Annotated in this window: 20 protein-coding genes and 1 tRNA gene; 7 read left to right on the forward strand and 14 right to left on the reverse strand. The window is 68.7% G+C overall.

Features of this window, described 5'->3' with window-relative positions:
• Positions 1–38 precede the first annotated feature (38 nt).
• Positions 39–1037, forward strand: coding sequence for a phosphatidylinositol-specific phospholipase C (locus ACQP06_RS22425; protein WP_433666447.1), 999 nt, complete (start codon positions 39–41; stop codon positions 1035–1037).
• A 124-nt stretch (positions 1038–1161) separates the two neighbouring features.
• On the opposite strand, the gene ACQP06_RS22430 is transcribed toward ACQP06_RS22425, so the two are convergent.
• The 7 genes from ACQP06_RS22430 to ACQP06_RS22460 all read right to left on the reverse strand — a co-directional run bounded on the left by ACQP06_RS22430 (position 1162) and on the right by ACQP06_RS22460 (position 8118).
• On the reverse strand, positions 1162–1386 hold the full coding sequence (locus ACQP06_RS22430; RefSeq protein WP_433666448.1) for a hypothetical protein: 225 nt from the start codon (positions 1384–1386) through the stop codon (positions 1162–1164).
• Positions 1387–1708: 322 nt separating this feature from the next.
• Entirely contained in the window at positions 1709–2116 is a 408-nt protein-coding gene (locus ACQP06_RS22435) for a hypothetical protein (protein WP_433666449.1), read from the reverse strand.
• Between the two features lie 104 nt (positions 2117–2220).
• A complete protein-coding gene (locus ACQP06_RS22440; RefSeq protein ID WP_433666450.1) occupies positions 2221–2424 on the reverse strand; it encodes a hypothetical protein in 204 nt (67 codons plus the stop codon).
• A gap of 171 nt (positions 2425–2595) precedes the next feature.
• Positions 2596–3615: an AraC family transcriptional regulator gene (locus tag ACQP06_RS22445; protein WP_433666451.1), complete on the reverse strand. Its 1020-nt coding sequence runs from the start codon at positions 3613–3615 to the stop codon at positions 2596–2598.
• A gap of 69 nt (positions 3616–3684) precedes the next feature.
• Complete coding sequence (locus ACQP06_RS22450; protein ID WP_433666452.1) at positions 3685–4551, reverse strand: MinD/ParA family ATP-binding protein; 867 nt, start codon at positions 4549–4551, stop codon at positions 3685–3687.
• A gap of 352 nt (positions 4552–4903) precedes the next feature.
• A complete protein-coding gene (locus tag ACQP06_RS22455) occupies positions 4904–7279 on the reverse strand; it encodes a beta-glucosidase family protein (RefSeq protein WP_433666453.1) in 2376 nt (791 codons plus the stop codon).
• Entirely contained in the window at positions 7276–8118 is an 843-nt protein-coding gene (locus ACQP06_RS22460; RefSeq protein ID WP_433666454.1) for an alpha/beta fold hydrolase, read from the reverse strand. Before ACQP06_RS22460 ends, ACQP06_RS22455 begins: the two co-directional genes overlap by 4 nt.
• Positions 8119–8269: 151 nt before the next feature.
• Between ACQP06_RS22460 and ACQP06_RS22465 the strand changes: the two genes are divergently transcribed.
• Complete coding sequence (locus ACQP06_RS22465; protein ID WP_433666455.1) at positions 8270–8869, forward strand: TetR/AcrR family transcriptional regulator; 600 nt, start codon at positions 8270–8272, stop codon at positions 8867–8869.
• A 45-nt stretch (positions 8870–8914) separates the two neighbouring features.
• On the opposite strand, the gene ACQP06_RS22470 is transcribed toward ACQP06_RS22465, so the two are convergent.
• Complete coding sequence (locus ACQP06_RS22470) at positions 8915–9412, reverse strand: hypothetical protein (protein WP_433666456.1); 498 nt, start codon at positions 9410–9412, stop codon at positions 8915–8917.
• 219 nt (positions 9413–9631) lie between these two features.
• On the opposite strand from ACQP06_RS22470, the gene ACQP06_RS22475 reads away from it, so the two are divergent.
• Entirely contained in the window at positions 9632–11860 is a 2229-nt protein-coding gene (locus ACQP06_RS22475; RefSeq protein ID WP_433666457.1) for a protein kinase domain-containing protein, read from the forward strand.
• An 8-nt stretch (positions 11861–11868) separates the two neighbouring features.
• On the opposite strand, the gene ACQP06_RS22480 is transcribed toward ACQP06_RS22475, so the two are convergent.
• The gene (locus ACQP06_RS22480; protein ID WP_433666458.1) at positions 11869–13326 is read right to left on the reverse strand and encodes a PLP-dependent aminotransferase family protein; all 1458 of its coding nucleotides are present in this window, start codon (positions 13324–13326) and stop codon (positions 11869–11871) included.
• Between the two features lie 46 nt (positions 13327–13372).
• On the opposite strand from ACQP06_RS22480, the gene ACQP06_RS22485 reads away from it, so the two are divergent.
• Complete coding sequence (locus ACQP06_RS22485) at positions 13373–14545, forward strand: MFS transporter (protein ID WP_433666459.1); 1173 nt, start codon at positions 13373–13375, stop codon at positions 14543–14545.
• Between the two features lie 19 nt (positions 14546–14564).
• Here the strand turns inward: ACQP06_RS22485 and ACQP06_RS22490 are convergent, their stop codons facing one another.
• From ACQP06_RS22490 to ACQP06_RS22500, 3 genes are all read right to left on the reverse strand, one after another.
• Positions 14565–14723, reverse strand: a complete 159-nt coding sequence (locus ACQP06_RS22490) for a hypothetical protein (RefSeq protein WP_433666460.1) — start codon at positions 14721–14723, stop codon at positions 14565–14567.
• A gap of 382 nt (positions 14724–15105) precedes the next feature.
• Positions 15106–16695, reverse strand: coding sequence for a GMC oxidoreductase (locus ACQP06_RS22495; protein ID WP_433666461.1), 1590 nt, complete (start codon positions 16693–16695; stop codon positions 15106–15108).
• Positions 16696–16740: 45 nt separating this feature from the next.
• On the reverse strand, positions 16741–18069 hold the full coding sequence (locus ACQP06_RS22500; protein WP_433666462.1) for a lipase family protein: 1329 nt from the start codon (positions 18067–18069) through the stop codon (positions 16741–16743).
• Between the two features lie 71 nt (positions 18070–18140).
• Here ACQP06_RS22500 and ACQP06_RS22505 point away from each other — a divergent pair, with 71 nt between their 5' ends.
• Together ACQP06_RS22505 and ACQP06_RS22510 are read left to right on the forward strand one after the other, a co-directional pair.
• Positions 18141–18818, forward strand: coding sequence for a TetR family transcriptional regulator (locus ACQP06_RS22505; protein WP_433666463.1), 678 nt, complete (start codon positions 18141–18143; stop codon positions 18816–18818).
• A gap of 122 nt (positions 18819–18940) precedes the next feature.
• Positions 18941–19017 (forward strand) — tRNA-Pro (locus ACQP06_RS22510).
• A 40-nt stretch (positions 19018–19057) separates the two neighbouring features.
• Here ACQP06_RS22510 and ACQP06_RS22515 read toward each other — a convergent pair.
• Positions 19058–19438: a tyrosine-type recombinase/integrase gene (locus ACQP06_RS22515; RefSeq protein ID WP_433666464.1), complete on the reverse strand. Its 381-nt coding sequence runs from the start codon at positions 19436–19438 to the stop codon at positions 19058–19060.
• Between ACQP06_RS22515 and ACQP06_RS22520 the strand changes: the two genes are divergently transcribed.
• Entirely contained in the window at positions 19368–19526 is a 159-nt protein-coding gene (locus tag ACQP06_RS22520; RefSeq protein WP_433673546.1) for a hypothetical protein, read from the forward strand. The genes ACQP06_RS22515 and ACQP06_RS22520 overlap by 71 nt on opposite strands.
• A gap of 406 nt (positions 19527–19932) precedes the next feature.
• Here ACQP06_RS22520 and ACQP06_RS22525 read toward each other — a convergent pair whose 3' ends face one another.
• Positions 19933–20316, reverse strand: coding sequence for a hypothetical protein (locus ACQP06_RS22525; protein WP_433590774.1), 384 nt, complete (start codon positions 20314–20316; stop codon positions 19933–19935).
• Between the last annotated feature and the right edge of the window lie 146 nt (positions 20317–20462).

Consider the following 20462-nt stretch of genomic DNA (forward strand, 5'->3'; position numbering starts at 1 on the left):
TGATCTTGGACCGTCGTCCAGGTTAGGCTCCCCGCTCTATGAGCCTGACGCGCCGAGACTTCGCCCGCACCACCCTGGCCGCCGTCGCCGGCACGGTCGCCACCGGCCTGACCGGCGCTGCGGCCCAGGCGATTCCGCACGCCCGGACCGTGGCGGCAGCCCCGCAGGCGTGGATGGCGGCGCTGGCCGACACCACCCCGCTGCTGCGTCTCACCATTCCCGGCACCCACGATTCCTGCGCCACCGATCCGGCCAACGGCACCGAATGGTCCCACACCCAGAACTGGTCGCTGCCCGACCAGTTCTCCCACGGCATCCGGTTCCTCGACATGCGCTGCAACGGCCTGCAGGACCACACCACCGACTCCTTCGGCGTCTACCACAGCGGCTTCTACCAGGGCATCACCTTCGACACCGTGCTCGATCAGTGCCGGACCTTCCTGGCCCGCAATCCGGGCGAGGTCCTGATCATGCGCGTCAAGAAGGAAGACGGCACCAATAACGACGTGGGCTCGAACTTCGAGCGAATCTTCAACGGCTACCTGGACGCCAAGGGTTACCGCTCGCTGTTCTGGCTGGAGAACCGCTTCCCCACGCTCGGCGAGGCGCGCGGCCGGATCGTGCTCATCGCGCAGTTCGCGAACTCCCTGGGCTGTCTGCAGTGGCCGGGTGGCGACAACGGCGTGTTCAGCACCGATCGCATCTATTTGCAGGACCGGTACAAGGACCGCGGACTGGCCGGACTGGATTCGGGCTCCTCGAACTTCGGTTCCTCCGGCGGCGACAAATTCGACTACGTCCGCGACTGTTTCGACAAAGCCGCGGGCGATCCCGCCAACACCGTCGAATACATCAACTTCACCAGTTTCGCCGACAACGCCTGGCCCAAGGACAATGCCGCGGCCATCATGCCGAAGGTCGACGCCTACCTCACCGCGCACCGCGGCCAGGCCGCGCACTACGGCATCGTGCCCATGGACTTCCCCGACCGCTACCCCTCGGTGGTCACCCAGTTGATCGAAAAGAACTTCGCCTGAGGCGATCTCGCCGGGCGAACCGGGAGGCCGACCTCCCGATCCGGGTGGTCGTCCTCCACAGTTGCCTGGCGGTCCCCACCGTGGCCGCCGTGGTGACGGCGGATCCGTGATCCCGCAATCGATCTCAGCGTCGTAGCAGCGTCCAGAACATCCACCCGCCCGCACCCAGCGCGAAGGCCACCACGAGCGCCATCGCGATCAGCGGGACGAACGTCGTGAGGTCGGCGGGTCCCCCGGCGCTCGCCTGGATCAGGAATCCGGCGGCGACGGGCCCGATGAGCAGCAGCCCGATGAAGGTCAGCAGCAGGGCGGCGATGCCCAGGGTTGGCAACTTACCGGCATTCTTCATCTGTCCTCGAATCCATGTCTCGTGAGATGCATTCGAACAAGATCAACGCTAACAGTTTCTGCATGTCAGAGTGGACACCGAAACGCAAAGGTCGCTTCGACCGACATCTGGCGACAGCCGGTGCGACCTCGGGTGACACCCGACTCCGACATTCTGCTAATTTTCAGCAAATCAACCTCGCATTATCAGCGCTGCGCACGCAGCGTGCGATGGAGAATAGTGCGCAACTCCCGCGCTTGGTCGGCGCCCCCGGCACCGGTCAAATCCTCGGGCAGCCGGTGCAATTGCCGCAGGGTCCGGCTGGAGTGCGTCTCTGAGGCGATCACGAGCGCGTGCCGGGCCGCCTCCAGCGCGTATCGGCCTGACCGGTCCGCGACTGCGCCACCGCCAGCAGGGCCAGATCCCGCCCCAGATCGCGGCGATCCTCGATCTGCCACAGCGGCAGCGCTTTCAGCAACGTCTCCACCGCCGCTTCCGGCTTGCCGAGGTGCACCCAGCTGTTCGCGGCTTCCATGCGAAGGAACTCCGGTGTGCAATAGCCGGCCAGATCACCGTCCCCCGCCACGCAATCGGCGGTAGCCTCCCAGGCCTGTCCGATGGCCCGATCGGATTCGCTGCCCTCCTTTCGCAGCGCGTGCCCGTGCGCCAATCGCAGCAGCGCCAGGGTGCGCAGCCGGGGCAGCTCGGCGGAATTGCGCAGCGCCGCCCGCGCGGATACACGATTTCGCACCTGAACTCACCCGCATCCCACCTACCTGCCGAATCCCGACGATCGAACGGATGGCGCGTACCCGAGCAACCATTCGATGCTAACGGACCATTCGGACACCCAGATCATTCACTGTGCACCCGCACCAAGGGAATTCCCGCCGCCCCGGCCGGGGGTTCGACGACGAAGGCCACGTGCTCGCCGGGATCCTCGAGGTGATCTAACGTGACGACCTCTGCCACACAGTCGACTCCGCGGCGCAGTGCCACGCGCACCCGGGCCCGCACGGTCGCGATCGGGGCCGTCGTCGTCCTGCCGAGCTTCAGCAAATCAGCACTCCCGCGGTTACTCGTGTCCGTTCATTCTGATGCCGCACGAAATGGGAGTCACGCTAATACTCCGCAATCTTTCAGCAGTCCCACAGCAATCTAGCGGTCATCGCTACCGCCAACGGGTGACACGCCAACGCCGACGAGTGACATGCGATCGGCGACAGGCCATTACGCCGAGAAGCTACCCAGCGGCACACCCACCGGCGGATGCACCGCCGGGCGCACGGACAGCACGTGGTCGCGGTATTCGCGGGGAGTCAGACCGGTCTCGGCACGGAACACGCGATAGAAGTTTCGGTCGCCGGTGAAGCCGCAGGCGACGGCGATCGCCGCGATGGTGCGGTCGGGGGCCGCGACCAGCAGTTCGCGGGCGCGCTCGGCGCGCATGCGGCGCAGCAGCATCATGGGCCCGCCGTCGATATCGGCGAAGAGCCGGAACAGCTTGCGCCGCGAGAGTCCGCAGGCGACGGCGATCCGGTCGGGTGTCAGCTCCGGGTTGCCCAGGTGCGCCCTCAGGAAGGCGATCACCCGCTGGCGTAGGAGAGCGTTCGCGGCCGATTCGTCGGGCAGCTGGTCGCCGCCCAGGGCCAGTCCGGCCGCGAGCAGTCCGATGCCGGAGTTCAACATGGCCGTATTGCCCAGCGCCGCGGGCGACAGGTGCACCAGCCGCCGGAAGAAGTCGATCACCAGGGCTTCGTGCCCGATCGGCTGCAATCGTCTGGCGAGCGGGAATTGGTCGTCACGCAACCCCGCGGCGCTCAGCAGCAGGTCGCGCCGGACCCGGATCAGGATGCCCTCGTACCCGGTGGTGATGGCCTCCTGCGGCCGCTCGCCGTCGACCAGGAACATGGTGCCCACCGGGGAGCGCAGATAGGTTCCGCCGCAACGGACGTCGCAGACGCCCGCGGTGGTCAGGCAGGCCAGCACGTACGGCTCGCCGGAGGCCGCGATGTGGCGCTGGGTGCGGCGCGCCAGGGTGTCCGAATTCGCCACTCGGGCAATCGATATCGGTTCCGAGCGCACGCAGGGCTCGAGGACGCCGTGGAACGGGTCGTCGGCGAGCGGTTCCATCGAGCATTTCATCATCGATTCGCTCAGGATGGACGCCCAGAGGTCGAACGCTTCCTGCGCGGAGGCCCCGGCGGTCGAGATGCGCGGGCCACCCACCGTCACGTCGTAGGCATTCATGGGGCAATCTTGCCAGCAACCCTCGCGCCGCGGGCCGACCCGGCAAACGAACCGAATGGTCTTGTGCGGCTAGCGAAGTAGATTGACCAATTGCCGGTAGGCGGCGCGGGTCGGCGGGGCCAGCCGCCGCCAGGTGACCGGGCCGCCCGAGCCCAGGTGCGTGTCGTAGGGAATCTCGGCGACCGCGCGGACCACGTCGCCCAGATACTTGCGCACGTGTTCGGTGACCAGCGGCCCGTCCTTGGGATGCTGGCGGGTGACCACGATGACCGCGTCGGCCAGGTGGTACTGGCTGTAGTTGTCGTCGAGCCAGATCAGCGCCGGTTTCAGCCGGTTCACCGCATCGGGGCGGGCGGCCAGGGTGATCACCAGCGAGATGCGCGAATCGCTCAGCAACGGCGCGACCATGCGGCTGGTGACCGGCGCGCCACCGTCGTACACCGGCAGGCATCCCGCCTCGACCAGGTCCCGGTGGACCGAGGAGTAGGTCTCGCGACGGGGCAGCGCTTCGGGCCCGCGCGGCAGAACGCCTACGCCGGAACTGTTTTCGCCGCAGCTGTCGATGACCGTTGACGGCAGGCTGCGGTGCGCCATGTTCAGCCAGGACTGGACCGTGCCGGCGGCGTCGATGGTGTCGCACCCGCGCGCGGCGAGGTCACCGCCGGTGGTGGTGGCGTCCACGACCACCGGCGAGTGCTCGCCGTAGTCGTAGGCGGCCGCGCCCGCGATGCCGAGCGCGGTGGTGGTCGCGCCGGAGCCGCCGGAGCTGCCCAGCACGAGCACGGGCGGCAGGTCGGCCCACAGCAGGTAGCCGTTGCTCGGATGCATGCGCACCATGTCGGTGGGCCCGCCGGGCGGGGCCGGACGCAGCAGCAGGGAGAGGTCGGTGGGTGTGGAGGAAAGGGCCGAGGGATGATCCGGGAAGTTTTCGGACATCGCTAGATTCCTTTGGTGCGAGCGGCAGTCGATACTGCGGAATCCGTGTGGTCACCACGTCGCGCGCAGCCGGCCCCTGCGTCTCGCCATCAACGCCCCCACCGCGTCGACGAGCTGCCCCTGCGCTTCGACATTTTTCGAAGCCTGAAGTCGATTTCCCCCCGATACCCCCTACCGCCCTGAAGTCGATCAAGAGTGCAAAAAGGGTTGCTGTGCAGCCCCTTTCGATGTCGCCAGATATTACATGATCTTGTCAACAATGCATCCGGATCGATAGCCCTGCAGAATCGCTGGCACTGAATGTCAGAGGTCCGGCCGCGAACGGCCGGACCTCCTTGGTGGATGCGGGTTTTCAGCCGACGTCGGCGGTGAGCGGCAGCGCGGTCACCGAGGTGCCGACGTGCAGGGTGAAGGAACCGGGTTCGACGGCCCAGCCGTCGGCGGTCCAGTGCTCGAACGCGCGCCTCGGCAATTCGATGGTGGCGCTGACGGATTCACCGGCGCCCGCCTCGATCACCGCGAATCCGGCGAGCCAGCGCACCGGGCGATCGACGGCGCTGTCCGCACGCGACAGGTACGCCTGCACGACCTGACGACCGGCGCGCGCCCCGGTATTGCGGACGGCGACGGTCGCGGTGCGGCCGGACACCGTCAGCTCGTCGAGCTCCCAGGTCGTGTAGCCGAGTCCGTGGCCGAACGGATAAGCCGGGGCCACACCGGATTTCAGCCACGCCCGGTACCCGATGTGAATGCCTTCGGAGTACGGCAGCGCGTTGTCGGGTCCGGGCTTGGTGTCCAGCACCGGGACATCGGCCATCGTCACCGGCCACGTGGTCGGCAGGCGGCCGCCGGGTTCGGAGGCGCCGGTCAGCACGTCGGCCAGCGCCGCGCCGAACTCCTGTCCGGGGAACCAGGTGAGCAGGACCGCGGCGACATCGTCACGCCACGGCATCTCCACGGGGGAACCGGAATTCACCACCACGACGGTGCGCGGGTTGGCCGCGGCGACGGCGGCGACCAGTTCGTCCTGGCGGCCGGGCAGCCGCAGCGTGGTGCGGTCGAAGCCCTCGGATTCGATCTGCTCGGTGGTGCCGACCACGACCACGGCCACGTCGCTGGTGCACGCCAGGTCGATCGCGGCGGCGAATTCGTCGTCGTCGGAGCGGCGCGGGCGGCCGACCGCGCAGGTGATGCCCATGGCGGGGAAGCCGCCGCCGGGCACCATGCGCACCAGGATCTCGATCTCCTGCCCCTCGGCGAGGGTGCGGGTCACGAAGCGCTGCGGCGGATTCAGCAGCATCTCGACCGGGTCGGCGCCGTCGGGCAGCACGGTCTCCTCGAGCACCTGCTCGCCGTCCAGCGCCAGGGTCAGCGCGCCCACGCCCGCGAAGCCGATCCGCCACTCCCCCGCCATGTCGGCGCGCAGCCGTCCGCGCAGCTCGATGGCCTCGGCCCGCACCGCGTTCGGGTTGCCGAACAGCATGAGGCTGCCCGCGGTGCGGTGTTCGGTGTCGAGCACGGCGCCCTCGCCGAGGTACCGCAGCGACAGCCCGGGCTCGCCGGTCTCGGGATCGGTGACCAGGTCCAGCGGGATCGGAATCATGTTCTCGCTCAGGTGGACACCGGGGGTGTACACCACCGGCAGCACCTCGGAGAGCCCCTCCAGCGGGGAGGTGGTGTGCGCCGGGATCACGGTCGCGCTGCCGCCGCCCATGAACCGCGGTTCGGCGGCGGCGGAGCCGAGCAGCGCCACCCGGGCGGGCGCGCGCAGCGGCAGGGTGCCGTCATTGCTCGCCAGCACCATGGCCAGCGCGGCGGCCTCACGCACCAGCTGCCGGGACTGCTCGTCGGTGAATGCCGGGACGGGCGTGGGGGTTCCGTTCAGCGCGCCGACCCGTTCGGCGAAGCGCAGGATGCGCCGCACCTTCTCGTCGATCGCGGATTCGGGGACCCGACCGTCGCGCACGGCCTGTTCCAGCGGCGCGCCCCACAGCTCCCACGGGCCCGGCATGGCCAGGTCGTTGCCCTTGGCCGCGCCCTGGGTCGAGCGGACGGCGGTCCAGTCCGAGACCACCACGCCGTCGAAACCCCACTCGCCCTTCAAGGGTTCGTCGAGCAGGTCGTTCTCGGTCATGGTGGTGCCGTTGACGGAGTTGTAGGCCGCCATCACCATCCACGCGCCGGCCTCCACGGACCGCTCGAACGGGTACAGGTAGAGCTCGCGCAGAGTGCGCTCGTCGGCGATGACGTCGGCGGTGAAGCGCTCGGTCTCGGAGTCGTTGGCGACGTAGTGCTTGGGGCACGCGCTCACCCCGTGCGCCTGCACGGCGCGCACGTAGGCGTCGGCCATCTCGGCGGTCAGCATCGGATCCTCGGAGAAGCATTCGAAATGCCGTCCGCCGAGCGGGGATCGGTGCAGGTTGATGGTCGGGCCCAGGACCGCGTACACGTCCTTGCGGCGGGCCTCGGCGGCGATGAGCGCCCCGATGTCGGTGAGCAGGTCCCGGTCCCAGGTGGCGGCCAGCGCGGTGCCCGAGGGCAGGCTCACCGACGGGTCGCGCTCGTCCCACTGCTCGCCGCGCACGCCGGACGGGCCGTCGGAGACCGGCATATCGGCCAGGCCGATGCTCTCGTCACCGGCGAAGCGGAAGAAGTTGGCTCCCGAGACGAGCCGGATCTTGGCGGGCAGATCCAGTTTCGCGAGCAGGTCGTCGATGGCGTCGGTCATGCTCGTTCCTTCCAGAAGGTCACCAGGTCCGCGCAGACCCGGTCGGGGACGTCCTCGTTGGGCACGTGGCCGGAGCCGGGGTAGACGGCGGTCTGCGCGCCCAGCTGGGCGGCGAAACGCTCGTGCACCTCGGGGGCCCACAGGTCATTGGTGTCGCCGTAGGCCACCAGCAGCCGCACGCCCGAATCCCGCAGCACCGCGGGATCTTTCACCGGCGGCTCGGCCATGCAGGTGAGGATGCCGACGATATTGGCCTTCTTGGTGCGCAGGATCCGCTCACGCAGGAACTCCTGGCGCTGCGGCGAGGGCTGCTGGTCGGCCTGCGCCATGACCGCGCTCATCTGCTGCCAGATCACCTCCTGCCCACCGGCTTCCACCATCTGCGCGATCAGCAGTGGCGGCGGGAAGTTGATGTCCTCCACCGAGGACGGGCCCGAGGCGAGCAGGGTGAAGGTGCGGAACCGTTCGGGGCGCTCGATCACCGCGACGCGGGAGACGTAGCCGCCGAAGGAGTGCCCGACCAGATGGATGGGCTCGTCGGGTGAGATCTGGTCGACCACGCCCTGGAGGTCGCCGACGAAGTCGGCCAGGGTGTAGCCGGAGACCTCGTCGGGGCCCTCGGACTCCCACTGCCCGCGCTGGTCGTAGGCGACGGCCCGATAGCCCGCGTCCGCCAGTAGCGGCAGCATGTCCTCGAAGTCCTCCTTCGAGCCGGTGAAGCCCGGCACCAGCAGCGCCGTCCCGCGGTATTCGGTCCCGGCGGGCGGCGCGGCCTCCCAGGCGGCCAGTTTTCCAGCGGCTCCCCGCAGTGTGAACGGCGTGATCAGGGCCTGACTCATCCGGCGATCCTTCCCTCGTACTGCCTTGTACGGCTGGCCCCGAGTGTGCCAGCGGATATCGCGTTTACCGAGTGGTCATTAGGTAACGTTATCGTTTCGTTACCCTAGTCGGGTTTTGCCTGCTCAACACGCTTGACTAGTGTCCCACCACATGACGCCCCATCCCCGACGCCGCGGCCGGGGCGACGACCGCCGCGAGCAGATCATCGACGAGGCCCTCGAGGCCTTCGCGGACAACGGCTATCGCAGCACGTCCATCGCCGAGATCGCCGAACGCTGCGGCCTGTCCCAGCCCGGGGTCCTGCACTACTTCCCCAACAAGGCGGCGCTGCTGTCCGCGGTCCTCGACTACCGCGACCGCCTCGACTACGACCGGCTGGGCTTCGATCAGCAGCTGCGCGGCAAGGACGCCCTCGTGCGCCTCGCGCAGCTGGTGGATCACAACACGCACGTGCCGGGCCTGGTCCGGCTGTTCACGGTTCTCACCAGCGAGGCCGTCACCGTCGACCATCCCGCGCACGGCTGGGCCCAGAACCGGTACCGGCGACTCCAGGACTACTTGGGCGCGGCGCTCGAGGCGGGGCAGGCCGACGGCAGCGTGCGCGCCGACATCGACCCCGCGGCGGTCGCCCGGCAGGTCTTCGCCATGATGGACGGCCTGCAACTGCAGTGGCTGGTCGACCCGGACGGGGTCGACATGGCCACGCTCTTCCGCGCCTACATCGACGAGCTCATCGCCTGGATCTCGTAGGGGCGCAGACAAATCCGGCACAGGCGCCGGAAGCGGCGAATCGGGCTAGGCCGAGTCCGCCGCGTACTGGTATTTGCCGCGGTCCAGCTTGCGGACATTGCTGTTGTCGCGCTGCGCCATTCGACCCAGCGCCACCGCGACGTGGTGACGGGCGCTGATCGGCAGCTCCACGCCACGACCCTGCAACGCCGCGATCACCTCGGCGGGGGTCCAGGTCTGCTCCGGGTGCTCGGCGAGGAAATCCGCGACCACCCGCGGCAGCGAGCGGTTCTGCTCCGGCGCGGGCCCGCCCGGGTCGGACGACGGGGCGTCCTGGTACTGCTCGTCGCGGGCCGTGTCCAGCCAGTTGGCGACGGTCAGCAGTTTCGAGCAGGCCGCACGCAACTCCGCACCCGGCGAACGGATGTCGCCGAGGTTGTACATCGCCTGGTAGTAGCGCCCGATGTTGGTGAGCATCTCGATGACCTGCTGCTCGGTGTCGGCGACGATGGCTTCGCTGCTGCGACCCGATTGCGCGGCCGCCGCCACTGCTCCCACGTCCACGTCCGGCGTTCCCCTTTGCTGTTGACCGGTTGCTTCCAGTACCCGGTGGATGCAAGACAGCCCAGACAGTAGCCGGGGCCGCCCACCGAATTGTGAAAGACTACAAGGTCATTGCCACGTCCGGCGACCCAACGGCAGGACCATGATCGAAAAGCCCGACTCGCGCGAGCGCGACACGCCGAACGTTTCGGAGCGAGCGTCTATCGCGATATCACCTCCATGGGAGGCACGCTCGAACCCGGTGAGAACTTCGCCGGCTACCAGATCTTGCGAAAGCTGGGGGCCGGCGGAATGGGCGCGGTCTATCAAGCCCGAGACCGCGACCTGCCACGATTCGTGGCCCTGAAACTGCTGACCCTGCCCGGCGGCGAACGCGAACACCGGGCCCGGTTCCAGCGCGAGGCCGATACGGTTGCGCGCCTGCAGCATCCGAACATCGTCACCGTCTACGCGCGCGGCGAGGACGACGACCGGCTGTGGATCTCCATGACCTTCGTCGACGGCAGCGACGTGGCACGGGCGCTGCGCGAGGGACCCATGCACCCGGCACGGGCCGTGCGCATCATCGCCGAGACCGCGGCGGCGCTCGACCACGCCCACGACACCGGCATCCTGCACCGCGACGTGAAACCGGCCAATATCCTGCTCGCGGAGGGACGTCCGGAACGCGCCGTGCTCACCGACTTCGGCATCGCCAAATCCCTCGACGAGAGCCGCCAGCTCACCCAGAACGGGGAGATCCTGGCCAGCTTCCAGTACGCGGCCCCGGAACGGCTCACCCGGCCCGAGGAAGCCGATCGGCGCGCCGACGTGTACTCGCTGGGGTGCACGCTGTTTCACATGCTGACCGGGGAGGCGCCCTACCCCGGGCAGAACGTCGGGCAGATCATCTACGGGCACGCCTACGAGCCGGTGCCGATGCCCTCGGACCGGAACCCCACGCTGCCACGGGGTTTCGACGAGCTCATCGCCCGGGCCATGGCCAAGGACCCGGAACGGCGGTTCGACACCTGCACGCATCTCGCCTGGGCGGCCTCGCGAATCCTGCGTCAGCCGGGGACGCATCGGACCGCGCCGGCGGGGACGGTGCACGTCAGCGGGCCCAGATCCGGTGCGGGACAACCCGAACGCAACGCCACCACCATGCCTCCGGCACCGCTGCCGATTCCGATCCGGCCTGGTCACGGTCCCGCCACCACGCGGCCCGGGCCGGAGCCCACGCGACTGAACAGCGGTCCGGGAGCTGCTCGCGGGAACAGCGGACCGGCTCCGGCTCGCCTCAACAGTGGGCCCGCGCCTACTCGGCTGAACACCGGGCCCGCACCCGGTCGGGCGAATGCCGGGCCCGACCAGGCTCGTTTGAATGAAGGACCCGCACCCACCCGGGTCGATACCGGTCCCGCGCCGATCAATCCGAATACGGGACCGGCACCGGCCCGCGCGAATTCCGGTCCCGGTCCGGCCAATTCCGGTTTCGCGCCGACGCGTCCTCAGACGGGTCCCGCGCCGACTCGGCTGGTGACCGGACCCCCACCCAGGCGCGAGACCACCGGCCCCGCGCCTGGTTCGAGCAGCACCGGGCCCGCGCCTACCCGCTTCGTGACCGGACCCACGCCGTCCGATCTGAGCGGGCCCCACGAGGTCCCGGGCACCCGTACCGGATTCGACCTGGGCACCGGGACAGGTACGGGCGCAAGCGTTCCCGGCAAACGCCGCGGGCCCGGCCGGATTCTGCTGGCCCTGGCCTTGGTGGTCACCGTGGCGGTCCTCGGGTACCTGCTGGTGCGCGCGGGCGACGGCCATTCCGGACCGAGCAATGCGGCGGCCTCGAACCCGCCCACCATCACAGCCACGACCACCGGGGCGGTCACGACCGAACCGACCACCACCACCACCGAGGTTCCGCAGGTCACGACCACGCCCTACACCCAGCCGACCACGGCGGCCCCGTACACGCCGCCTCCGGTCACATCCCAGCAGCCGAAAACCGTTCCGGTGCCGGATGTCGTCGGGTCCGCGATCGCGCAGGCGAAGGCGCGTCTGGAGAACGCAGGGTTCGTCGTCGAACAGGCTCAGCGTGAGGACAAGAGCGCGAAAGGCACTGTCCTGGAGACCTCCCCGGCCGCCGGGACCGCGAAGCCGGTCGGCTCGACGGTCAAGGTGACCGTGTCCTCCGGTCCCCCGACCACCACGACCATCACCGTGCCCACCCTGATCGGCCTCTCCCCCGCCGCCGTCACGTCTGCTCTGCAGGCTCTCGGCTGGCACGGCAGCATCGCGAAATCCACCGGGCCGACCAAGGATTCCACCAAGGACGGCAAGGTGATTGCCCAGAACCCGGCAGCCGGAACCTCGGTGACCGCGGACCAGGCGATCACCATCACCGTCGGCGCCTACACCATCACCTCCAGCAGCCCCGTCAGCTCGACGGCCCCGCCGGCCGGCTGAATCTCGGGTCAGCCGTCCGCATCCCGCGTGGCGTCGGGCGGATCGGGCAGGGCCAGGCAGAGGGCTTCGAGCGCGGCGGTGAAGCCGTGGTCCGACGTTGTGGCGTAACCGATCACCAGGCCGTCGCGGTCGGGCATGGGGCTGCCGGGATGCCGGTAGCGCCGCAGGCCGTCGAGGGCCAGACCCTGGCGGCGGGCGGCGTGCACGGCGGAATCCTCTGTGCCGGGCGGGAGTTCGAGGACCGCGTGCAGTCCGGCGGCGATGCCGCCGACCCGGATGTGCGGGGCGCGCTCGGCGAGGGTGCGCACCAGCAGGTCCCGGCGGCGGCGGTAGCTGATCCGGGTGCGACGCAGATGCCGGTCGTATGCCCCGGTGGTGAAGAAGTCGGCGAGGGTCAGCTGGTCCACGACGCTGACCTGCATCTCCCGGGATCCCTTGGCGGACAGGACATCGTCGACCAGACGGGCGGGCAGGGCCATCCACCCGACGCGCAGGGCCGGGGACAGGCTCTTGCTGACCGATCCCAGATAGACGACGCGGTCGGGGTCCAGGCCCTGGACGGCGCCGACGGGTTGGCGGTCGTAGCGGTATTCGCCGTCGTAGTCGTCCTCGAGCAGGACGCCGCCGCTGGATCTGGCCCAATCGATCACGGCCGCACGGCGTTCCGGATGCAGGGGGCCGCCGGTCGGGTATTGGTGGGCGGGGGTGGGCAGGACCGATCGGGCGTCGGTGGAGGGCAGTTCCTCGATCCGCGCGCCGTGGGAATCGACGGTCAGCGGGATGGTGCGTTTCCCCGCACCGTGCAAGATGTCGCGGTAGAAGTCCAGTCCGTAGGCCTCCATGGCCATCGGGCCGTCCAGGACGGTCGCCAGCAGCCGCAGCCCGTGGGCGAAGCCGGAGCAGATCACGATGTGCCGGGGGTTGGTGCGCACGCCGCGGGCGCGGGTCAGGTATTCGGCGAGGGCGGTGCGCAATTCGGGGCGGCCGCGCGGATCACCCACGCCGAAGGCGTCATTGGGGGCGGCGTTCAGGGCGCGACGGGTGGCCGCGATCCAGTCGGCGCGCGGAAAGGCCGCCGCATTGGGTGAACTGGGCTGCAGATCGTGGTGAACCCGGCGCGGGCCGGGGCGGAACGGCCGCCCGGCGCGCTCGTCCGGGGCGGGGGCGGCCCGTTCGGCCACCCGCGTGCCCGCACCCTGGCGGGCCGTGAGCCACCCCTCCTCCACCAGCTCGGTGTAGGCGGCCGCCACCGTATTGCGGGCCATCCCCAGATCGACCGCGAGGCTGCGGTACGGGGGCAGACGGGTTCCCGGGGCCAGCCGCCCGGAGCGAATGGCCTCTCGCAACGCGGCCATCAGCCGGATGCGGCGATTACCCGTGCCGCTCAACTCCAGATGCAGGTCGACGCCCTGATCGGTTTCAACCGGCGCCGCTGTCCCGCCGGAATTGACCCATCTTTCCTCCATGGAATTGCACCCTATACGTGGGTCTTTCCGGCCCTACGTTTATGTCATGACAACGATTCGGATCGCCGAGCGCGAGCGCACCCCGGTCCGGGGATGGCTCGCCGTCCTGGCCGTGGCCCTGGGCATCTTCTCCCTGATGACCTCCGAACTGCTGCCCGTCGGCCTGCTCACCCCGGTCGGTGCGGCGCTGCGCGTCTCCGAAGGCGCCGCCGGACTGATGGTCACGGTGCCCGGCCTGGTGGCCGCGTTCTCCGCGCCCCTGATCACCGTCCTCACCGGCCGCGTCGACCGCAGGCTGATGCTCATCGCGCTGATCGCCCTGATGGGCGCGGCCAACCTGGCCTCCAGCATGGCGACCAGCTTCGCGGTCGTCCTGCTCGCACGGTTCCTGATCGGCATCGCCGTCGGCGGATTCTGGTCCATCGCAGGCGGTATCGCGCTGCGCCTGGTCCCCGAACATCAGGTCGGCCGGGCCACCGCCGTCATCTTCGGCGGCGTCGAGACCGCGTCCGTCTTCGGCGTCCCCACCGGCACGTTCATCGGCGACCTGGGCGGCTGGCGCGCCGCCTTCGCGGTGGTCGGGCTGCTCGGCCTGTTCTCGGTGGTGGCCATGGCGTTCCTATTGCCGCGCCTGCCCGCCGAACACAGCTTCACCTTCGCCGATCTGCCGAAGGTGTTCCGCGGCAATGCCGCCCTGCGCTCCGCCCTGGCCCTGACCTTCCTGGTGATCACCGGTCACTTCCTGGCCTACACCTTCGTCCGGCCGATCCTCCTCGACCACGGCGTCGGCGACAGCACCATCGGTCCCCTGCTGCTGGTCTTCGGCATCGCCGGGATCACCGGCAACTTCGCCGCCGGCGGCCTGGTGTCGAAGAGCCTGCGCCGCACCGCCACCGCCATCGCCGCGGCGCTCACCCTGGCCATGCTGACCCTCGCGGTCGCCGACCACACCACCATCACCGCCGCGGCCGCCCTGATCGTCTGGGGACTCGGTTACGGCGCGGTCCCCGTCACCTTCCAAACCTGGATCATGCGCGCTGCCCCCGACACCACCGAGGCCGCCTCCTCCCTGTTCGTCTCCACCTTCAATATCTCCATCGCCTTGGGCGCCCTCTGCGGCGGCGTCATCGTCAACGCGCTCCCGATCACCGGCGTCCTCTGGATCGGCGCGGGCCTGATCCTGCTCGCCCTGCCCATCATTCACCGCTCCCGTCTGTGACCGATCCGCGTACGGGCGGCTACCAGATGTTCCAACTGGACCGCCCGCGCATCGACTCGATCTCCTTGGCGATTGTCTCGAGCCGGGGCACCAGTCCCTGGAAATACCGCCGCGCATCACAACTCTCGCCGCACCCCTGATGCACGGTCAAACCCCGCTGCGCCGCTTGCAAATTCATGACCGGATAGTCGGGCGCGTCGTGCGAAACCACCCTCACGCCCGCACCCCCATCCGCTGCGCCGCCGCATTGATCACGGCAATTGCCTGACGTTTCCTGGCGCACACTGACATCGGGCATCCCTCGTGTACCCGCAACACGTCCCGCGCGGACGCGGTAGTCATCATGGTCACCGCTTCATGGCTCTCGATCGGTATGCGGAACATGCTCGACTCCGATTGTCGGCGTGGATGTTTGAGTTCCCCTTCGTTGGGGTGCGTCAAGTAGACCACTTATCGAATCGCGAGTGGAAAGTTTCCGACGCGACGGTGGTCCGTAATTCTCTCCATTCCGAAACAACGCACCACCGATAGCGAGACTGAGGGAATGACCCGTTCGGTTGTCAGATCACGTGTCCCACATCGGTTTTCACCAATCGATCCAGGGCGCGCTCGGCGAGGGCGGCGATCGTCATCGACGGATTACAGGCCGCGGTATTGCCGGGCATGAGGGCGCCGTCGAGGACATAGAGGCCGGATTGGCCGAGGACCCGGCCGTCCAGATCGCACACCGCGCCCATACTGGCGCCACCGAGCGGGTGCCAGGTGGAGGGGAACGCGAGGTTGGTGTCGAGCAGGGTGCTCGACGGGCCGGCGATGCGCTGGACGGCGGGGCCGATGTGGTTGTTCTGGATGGCGGCGTCGCCGTCGGCGGGCCAGTGCAGGGTCGCGGCGTCGGCGGCGGAGTCGTAGCGGAATTCGCCGCGGCCGGTGCTGACGCCGTAGCCGACCATCATGGTGCTGCGCGCGTCGACCGACAGCGGCGGGATGGAGGCCTGGATGACGGTGTGCGCGCCGTGCGGGTCGTCCCAGTTCAGGCTGCCGTAGACGACGGGTCCGCCCTGGGCTAGGCCGAATTCCTCGGTGGGCGCGGTCCAGACGTAGATGCGGTCGGCATTGGTGCCCCAGCCGCGGCCGAGTTGGTCGGGCAGATCGGGGATCTGGCCCTTGGCGGCCGCGCGCACCAGCAGGCGGGTCGTATTGAGGCTGCCCGCCGACAGCACCAGGGCATTGGTGGTGAGGATCTTGTTCTCCAGCACCGTGCCCGCGGTGTCGGTGCGGTTCACGTGCACGGTCCAGCGGCCGTCGGGGGCGCGCTCGATATCGGTGACCTCGTGCAGGGTTTGTACGGTGACCCGGCCGGTGGCCTCGGCGGCGGCCACGTAGGTGACGTCGACGGTGTGTTTGCCGCCATTGTTGACGCCGAGGGAACCGGCCCCGTTGGTGTAGGAGGCGGCCATCTCGCCGCGCAGTTCGGCGAGCGCGTAATTCCAGTCGATGGGCATGGGGATCTTCGACACGGGGAGCCCCGCGTTGCGGGCGTGCTCGGCGAAAACGCGGGCGGCCTTGTAGTTCGGCGTCTCGACGAGTTCGTCGGGTGCCACCGCCAAGCCCAGCATGCGCGCGACGCGGGGGTAGTAGACGCTGTCGAGCGCCGCCCAGTCGAGGCCGCCGGGGAAGTGGGCGCTGAACACCGCCTCGGTCGGCTGCAACGACATACCCTGGTAGACCAGCGATCCGCCGCCCAGTCCGGCCGCGCACAGGGCCGTCATGTTCTCGCCGGGCACCGCCTCCACCAGACCGGTGTACTTGTCGAAAGCGACCGGCCTGCCGAACAATTCGGGACTCGACCGATGCCACAGCATCCGCTTGTCCGGCGCGGTGGCATTGGGGAAGGTGGTGGCGTTCGGACCGGTCGGCCACCGCATTCCGCGTTCCAGCAGCAGCACGGGCACCCCGGCCTCGGCCAGGCGCAGCGCGGTCACCCCGCCGCCGAACCCCGAGCCGATGACGATGACCCGATGGTCCTCCCGGGTGAGCTCGACCCGGTTGATCCGGGCGGCGATGCCCGCGCGGACGGTGGGCGCGGTCGCGAGCAGGGTGGCGGTGGCGGCGACTCCGGACAGCAGGGAGCGACGCGAGATTTCAGACATGGAACACCTGTGTGATCGGCGAGAAGGGAACGGCGGCGGGAATTCTCAGGCGAAGGCGCAACCCGAGAGCGGTGTGCCGTTGAGCCGGTCCATCAGATAGCCGATCGCATTGTTGGTGCCGAAACCGTCGATCAATTCCGGACCGAAGTGATTGGGAATCGTCGCGCCCGACAGGATGGGCGGCAATTCGTTGGTGCGGAAGCTGACCGTCGCGCCCGCGGCGCACCAATCGGTCGCCAGCTGCTTGGCCTGACCGTAGGGAACGGTGTCGTCATTGACGCCGCTGGTGATCAGCACCGGGCTGGCCGGGGTCAGCGATCCGATCCGCTGCTGCCGCAGAATGTCCTGGATCGACGGGATTTCACGCATGTGGTCGACAAGCGGACGCTGATCGACGGTGAAGGCGTTGGTGCGCAGGAACGGATGCAGCGCGATCACATCGCCGATGCACGCGTTCGACAGTTCGCTGAGGAGACCCTGCCCGGCGGGCGTCACCCGAGAATTGAATTCGGGGCCTAGGTCCGGATACCGGTCCAGGAAGCCGTTGAGCGCGAACCCGACCGCGCCGCCGATCAGACTGCCCTCGATCCGGTCCAGGATCGCCGACAGATCCGCGGTCGGCGCGCCCGCCCAGGTGCCCTTCAGGTTCAGTTCCGGCGCGTAGCCCGGCTGCATCTCCGCGGCGGCCGCGCTCGCCCCGCCGCCCTGGGAGTACCCCCAGAATGCGAGCGGCGTGTCCGCACCGGTGCCCGCGAGCCGGTTCGCGGCGCGGGCGGCGTCGAGCACGGCGTGCGCCTCCTCGATCCGGTTCGCGTAGGTGTGGATGCCGGGCGTGCCCATCCCGATGTAGTCGGTGACGAAGACCCGCGCGCCGAGCGCGTTCCAGGCGAAAGCGGCCAGGACCTCCTGGTTCGCCGAGAAGGTCGGCGGGGTCAGACTCGCGTACATACCGGTCGGGAAGGCCAGCGACAGCGCGCACTGGTCACCCTGTCCGACCGTGCCCGGCGCGATCAGCACCGTCGGGCGCGGGCCCTGCCCCTGCCACGGGCGGCTGGAATCGATGAACGTGCCGGTCACGGCGACGGGCGTGTCGTCCTGGGTGCGGGAGGTGTACATGACCCGCTGCGCCGCCAGCGGCCAGGTCCCGTCGGCAGCGGGCAGCGCGGGCAGCACCGACATGGCCTCAGTCTTGATCACCGCGCCGGGAGCGGAATCGAATTGCTGTGGCGGGTAATAGAAGTCGCTCACCGGATCGGCCGCGGCGGGCGGCGCCGCGGCACAACTGGCCACGACCGCGAGCGCCGCGACGGCGACTTTGACGAGGCTGATCGGCTGCCGGGCAGCCTGGATGGGCGAGTACTGCTGACGAGGCATAGTGCTCTTTCTCCACGGAAGTCACACCCCAAGTAACCGGGTTACTCGAGTAACGGCGTTACTGTAGCGGCATGGCGAAGGAGACGGAAGAGGCAATACGGGCACGAATCCTGCACGAGGTACGCGCCCTCCTGGAGTCCGAAGGTCCCGACGCCGTCCAGCTCCGCGAGGTGGCCCGCCGCGCCCGCGTCTCCCTCACCACCATCTACAAGTTCTTCCCCACCCGCGATGACCTGCTGGTTTCCGCCATCGAAGCCTGGATGGAAGACAACACCTACCTCCCGATGGAACCCCCACCGCCCGGTGAACCCCTCCGTGACGGCCTGCTCCGGGTCATGCGCCACGTCTTCGACCCGTGGGAGCGCCACCCCACCATGCTCACCGCCTACCACCGCGCCCGCACCGGCCCCGCCCGTCACCGCCTCGACAATCACGGCCTCGACGCCGTCTTCCCCATCGCCGCCGCCGTCCTCGCCGGCGCCACCCCCCGCTACCTCGAAGACATCGCCGTCATCCTCGCCAACCTCACCTCCTCCCTCCTCGCCCAATGCGCCGACGGCACCCTCCAGGTCCCCGAAGTCCTCCCCATCCTCGAACGAGCCATCCACCGCCTCACCACCAACAACGAACCCGAAGCCGCCGAAGCCCTCACCCGCCGCGAAGCCACCACCCCCTACCCCCTCTCCCCCGACGTAGCCGCCCCCTTCGTCCGCACCCCCACGGAAACCCCTGCGCCAGAACAACCCTGACCTCACCCACCCCTCCCCCCACAACCCCCAGCAACCCCACCCACACGCCGATAACCAGCCGATTTGGATATAGAGGGGGGTAGTGGGGTAATCTCGTCGAGCACGAGCGAGAGCGAATGCAACGGGCTGTGGCGCAGCTTGGTAGCGCACTTGACTGGGGGTCAAGTGGTCGCAGGTTCAAATCCTGTCAGCCCGACCAAGAAAAATCCCCTCCGACCTCGGTCGGAGGGGATTTTCCGTTATTCGATCACCCGCAGATTTGGGGCCACTCGGTTCCGCACGCGGATAGTCCGGTCCCATGAGGGCCAGTAGCTCGGATATCTGGGGACCCCCGTGCGCCAGGTAGCGTGCCAACAGCTGTCGCCTTGCAGAGCCCTGATGTTCGGATGCAGATATCGCTGGGTTATCCGAGGATCGGTGTGCCCGGCGATTCGTTGAAGCCGATGCAGCGGCACTCCGGCATCCGCGAACCAGGTCAGCCCGGTGTGCCTCAGATCGTGCCGCCGGAGATGCTCGAACCCCAACCGCGCCACCACATCATCCCAATGTGTGGCATCGCGCAGCCTCGCCACCCTGCGTCGGTGGCGGCGCGGCCAGCCATTGGAGGGACCGGGTTTCATCCAGATCTCCGAACGCGTCGCGAAATACCCCGAGCACGATCTCGAGGTGTATCTAGCCGCCCGCCATATCGTTCCGTCCACGGAGTAGCCGATCTCACCGTGAGGCTCGCATCCGCTGGCCTGATCCGCATACCCACGCACGGCTGTCGAAATCGGAAGTGTTCGAAACCGAAGCCCAAGCCCAAAATTGGATCGACAGGCTCAAACGGCTCGCCGCACGCGATATCGACCCAGTGCTCGCGTGCACGAGCCTGCAGCAGTACGGGACCGACAACATGGACCTCGCACTGGCCGGAATCGAAGGAAAAACCAAGGATCCCTACCTGTCCGGCTGGCGCAAACGCGTCGTACCGACATTGGGGCACCTGCCGCCACCGATCATCACCAGCGGCATGATCGACCGCGCTGTCGTGCAATGGATCGTTCGGGCACGGTTCCCGCTGCCCGCACCCGTCGGGGAGCGGGAACCGATCAGAGTCCTAGCGCGCCGGGAGCTACGCGCTACCGGTACCCGCGCAGTTGCCCGGCTTCGCGGGCACGCTCGTCGTACCGTCCGCGAGCGGCACCACGTTGACGACAATGGTCTTTCGGCTGCCCTCGTAGGTGGCGGTGAGAGTGTGCTCACCGACAACACTCGGGGTCCAGTCCACGGACGCGAGACTCGAGTACGACGGCTTGGCCGAACCGACACAGACCCCGTTGTCCTCGAACACCACACCGCCGGGAACGAAAGGCAACATCGCCACCGATCCCATGGCGCCGCCGGTAGCCGTCGCGCTCAAAGCGTAGGTTCCGCCGACGAAGAGGGTTCCGTTGCTGAACCCGATTCCCAGGTCGATCACCTCGGCCGCCGAGGCCGGCGCGGCACTCAAAGCCACAGCCGCACCCGATGCCACCAAACACTGTGCGCCCCAGCCAATTCTACGGCCCAGCATGCTTCCTCCACTCACGTAGCCACTCCATCCTTCACCCGGAAACCCCGGTCAACGAACACTATCGTTCGCAAGTGACTAGGTGGTACCGC

This window comes from Nocardia sp. CA-136227, from assembly GCF_050955695.1.
Classification (GTDB): Bacteria; Actinomycetota; Actinomycetes; order Mycobacteriales; family Mycobacteriaceae; genus Nocardia.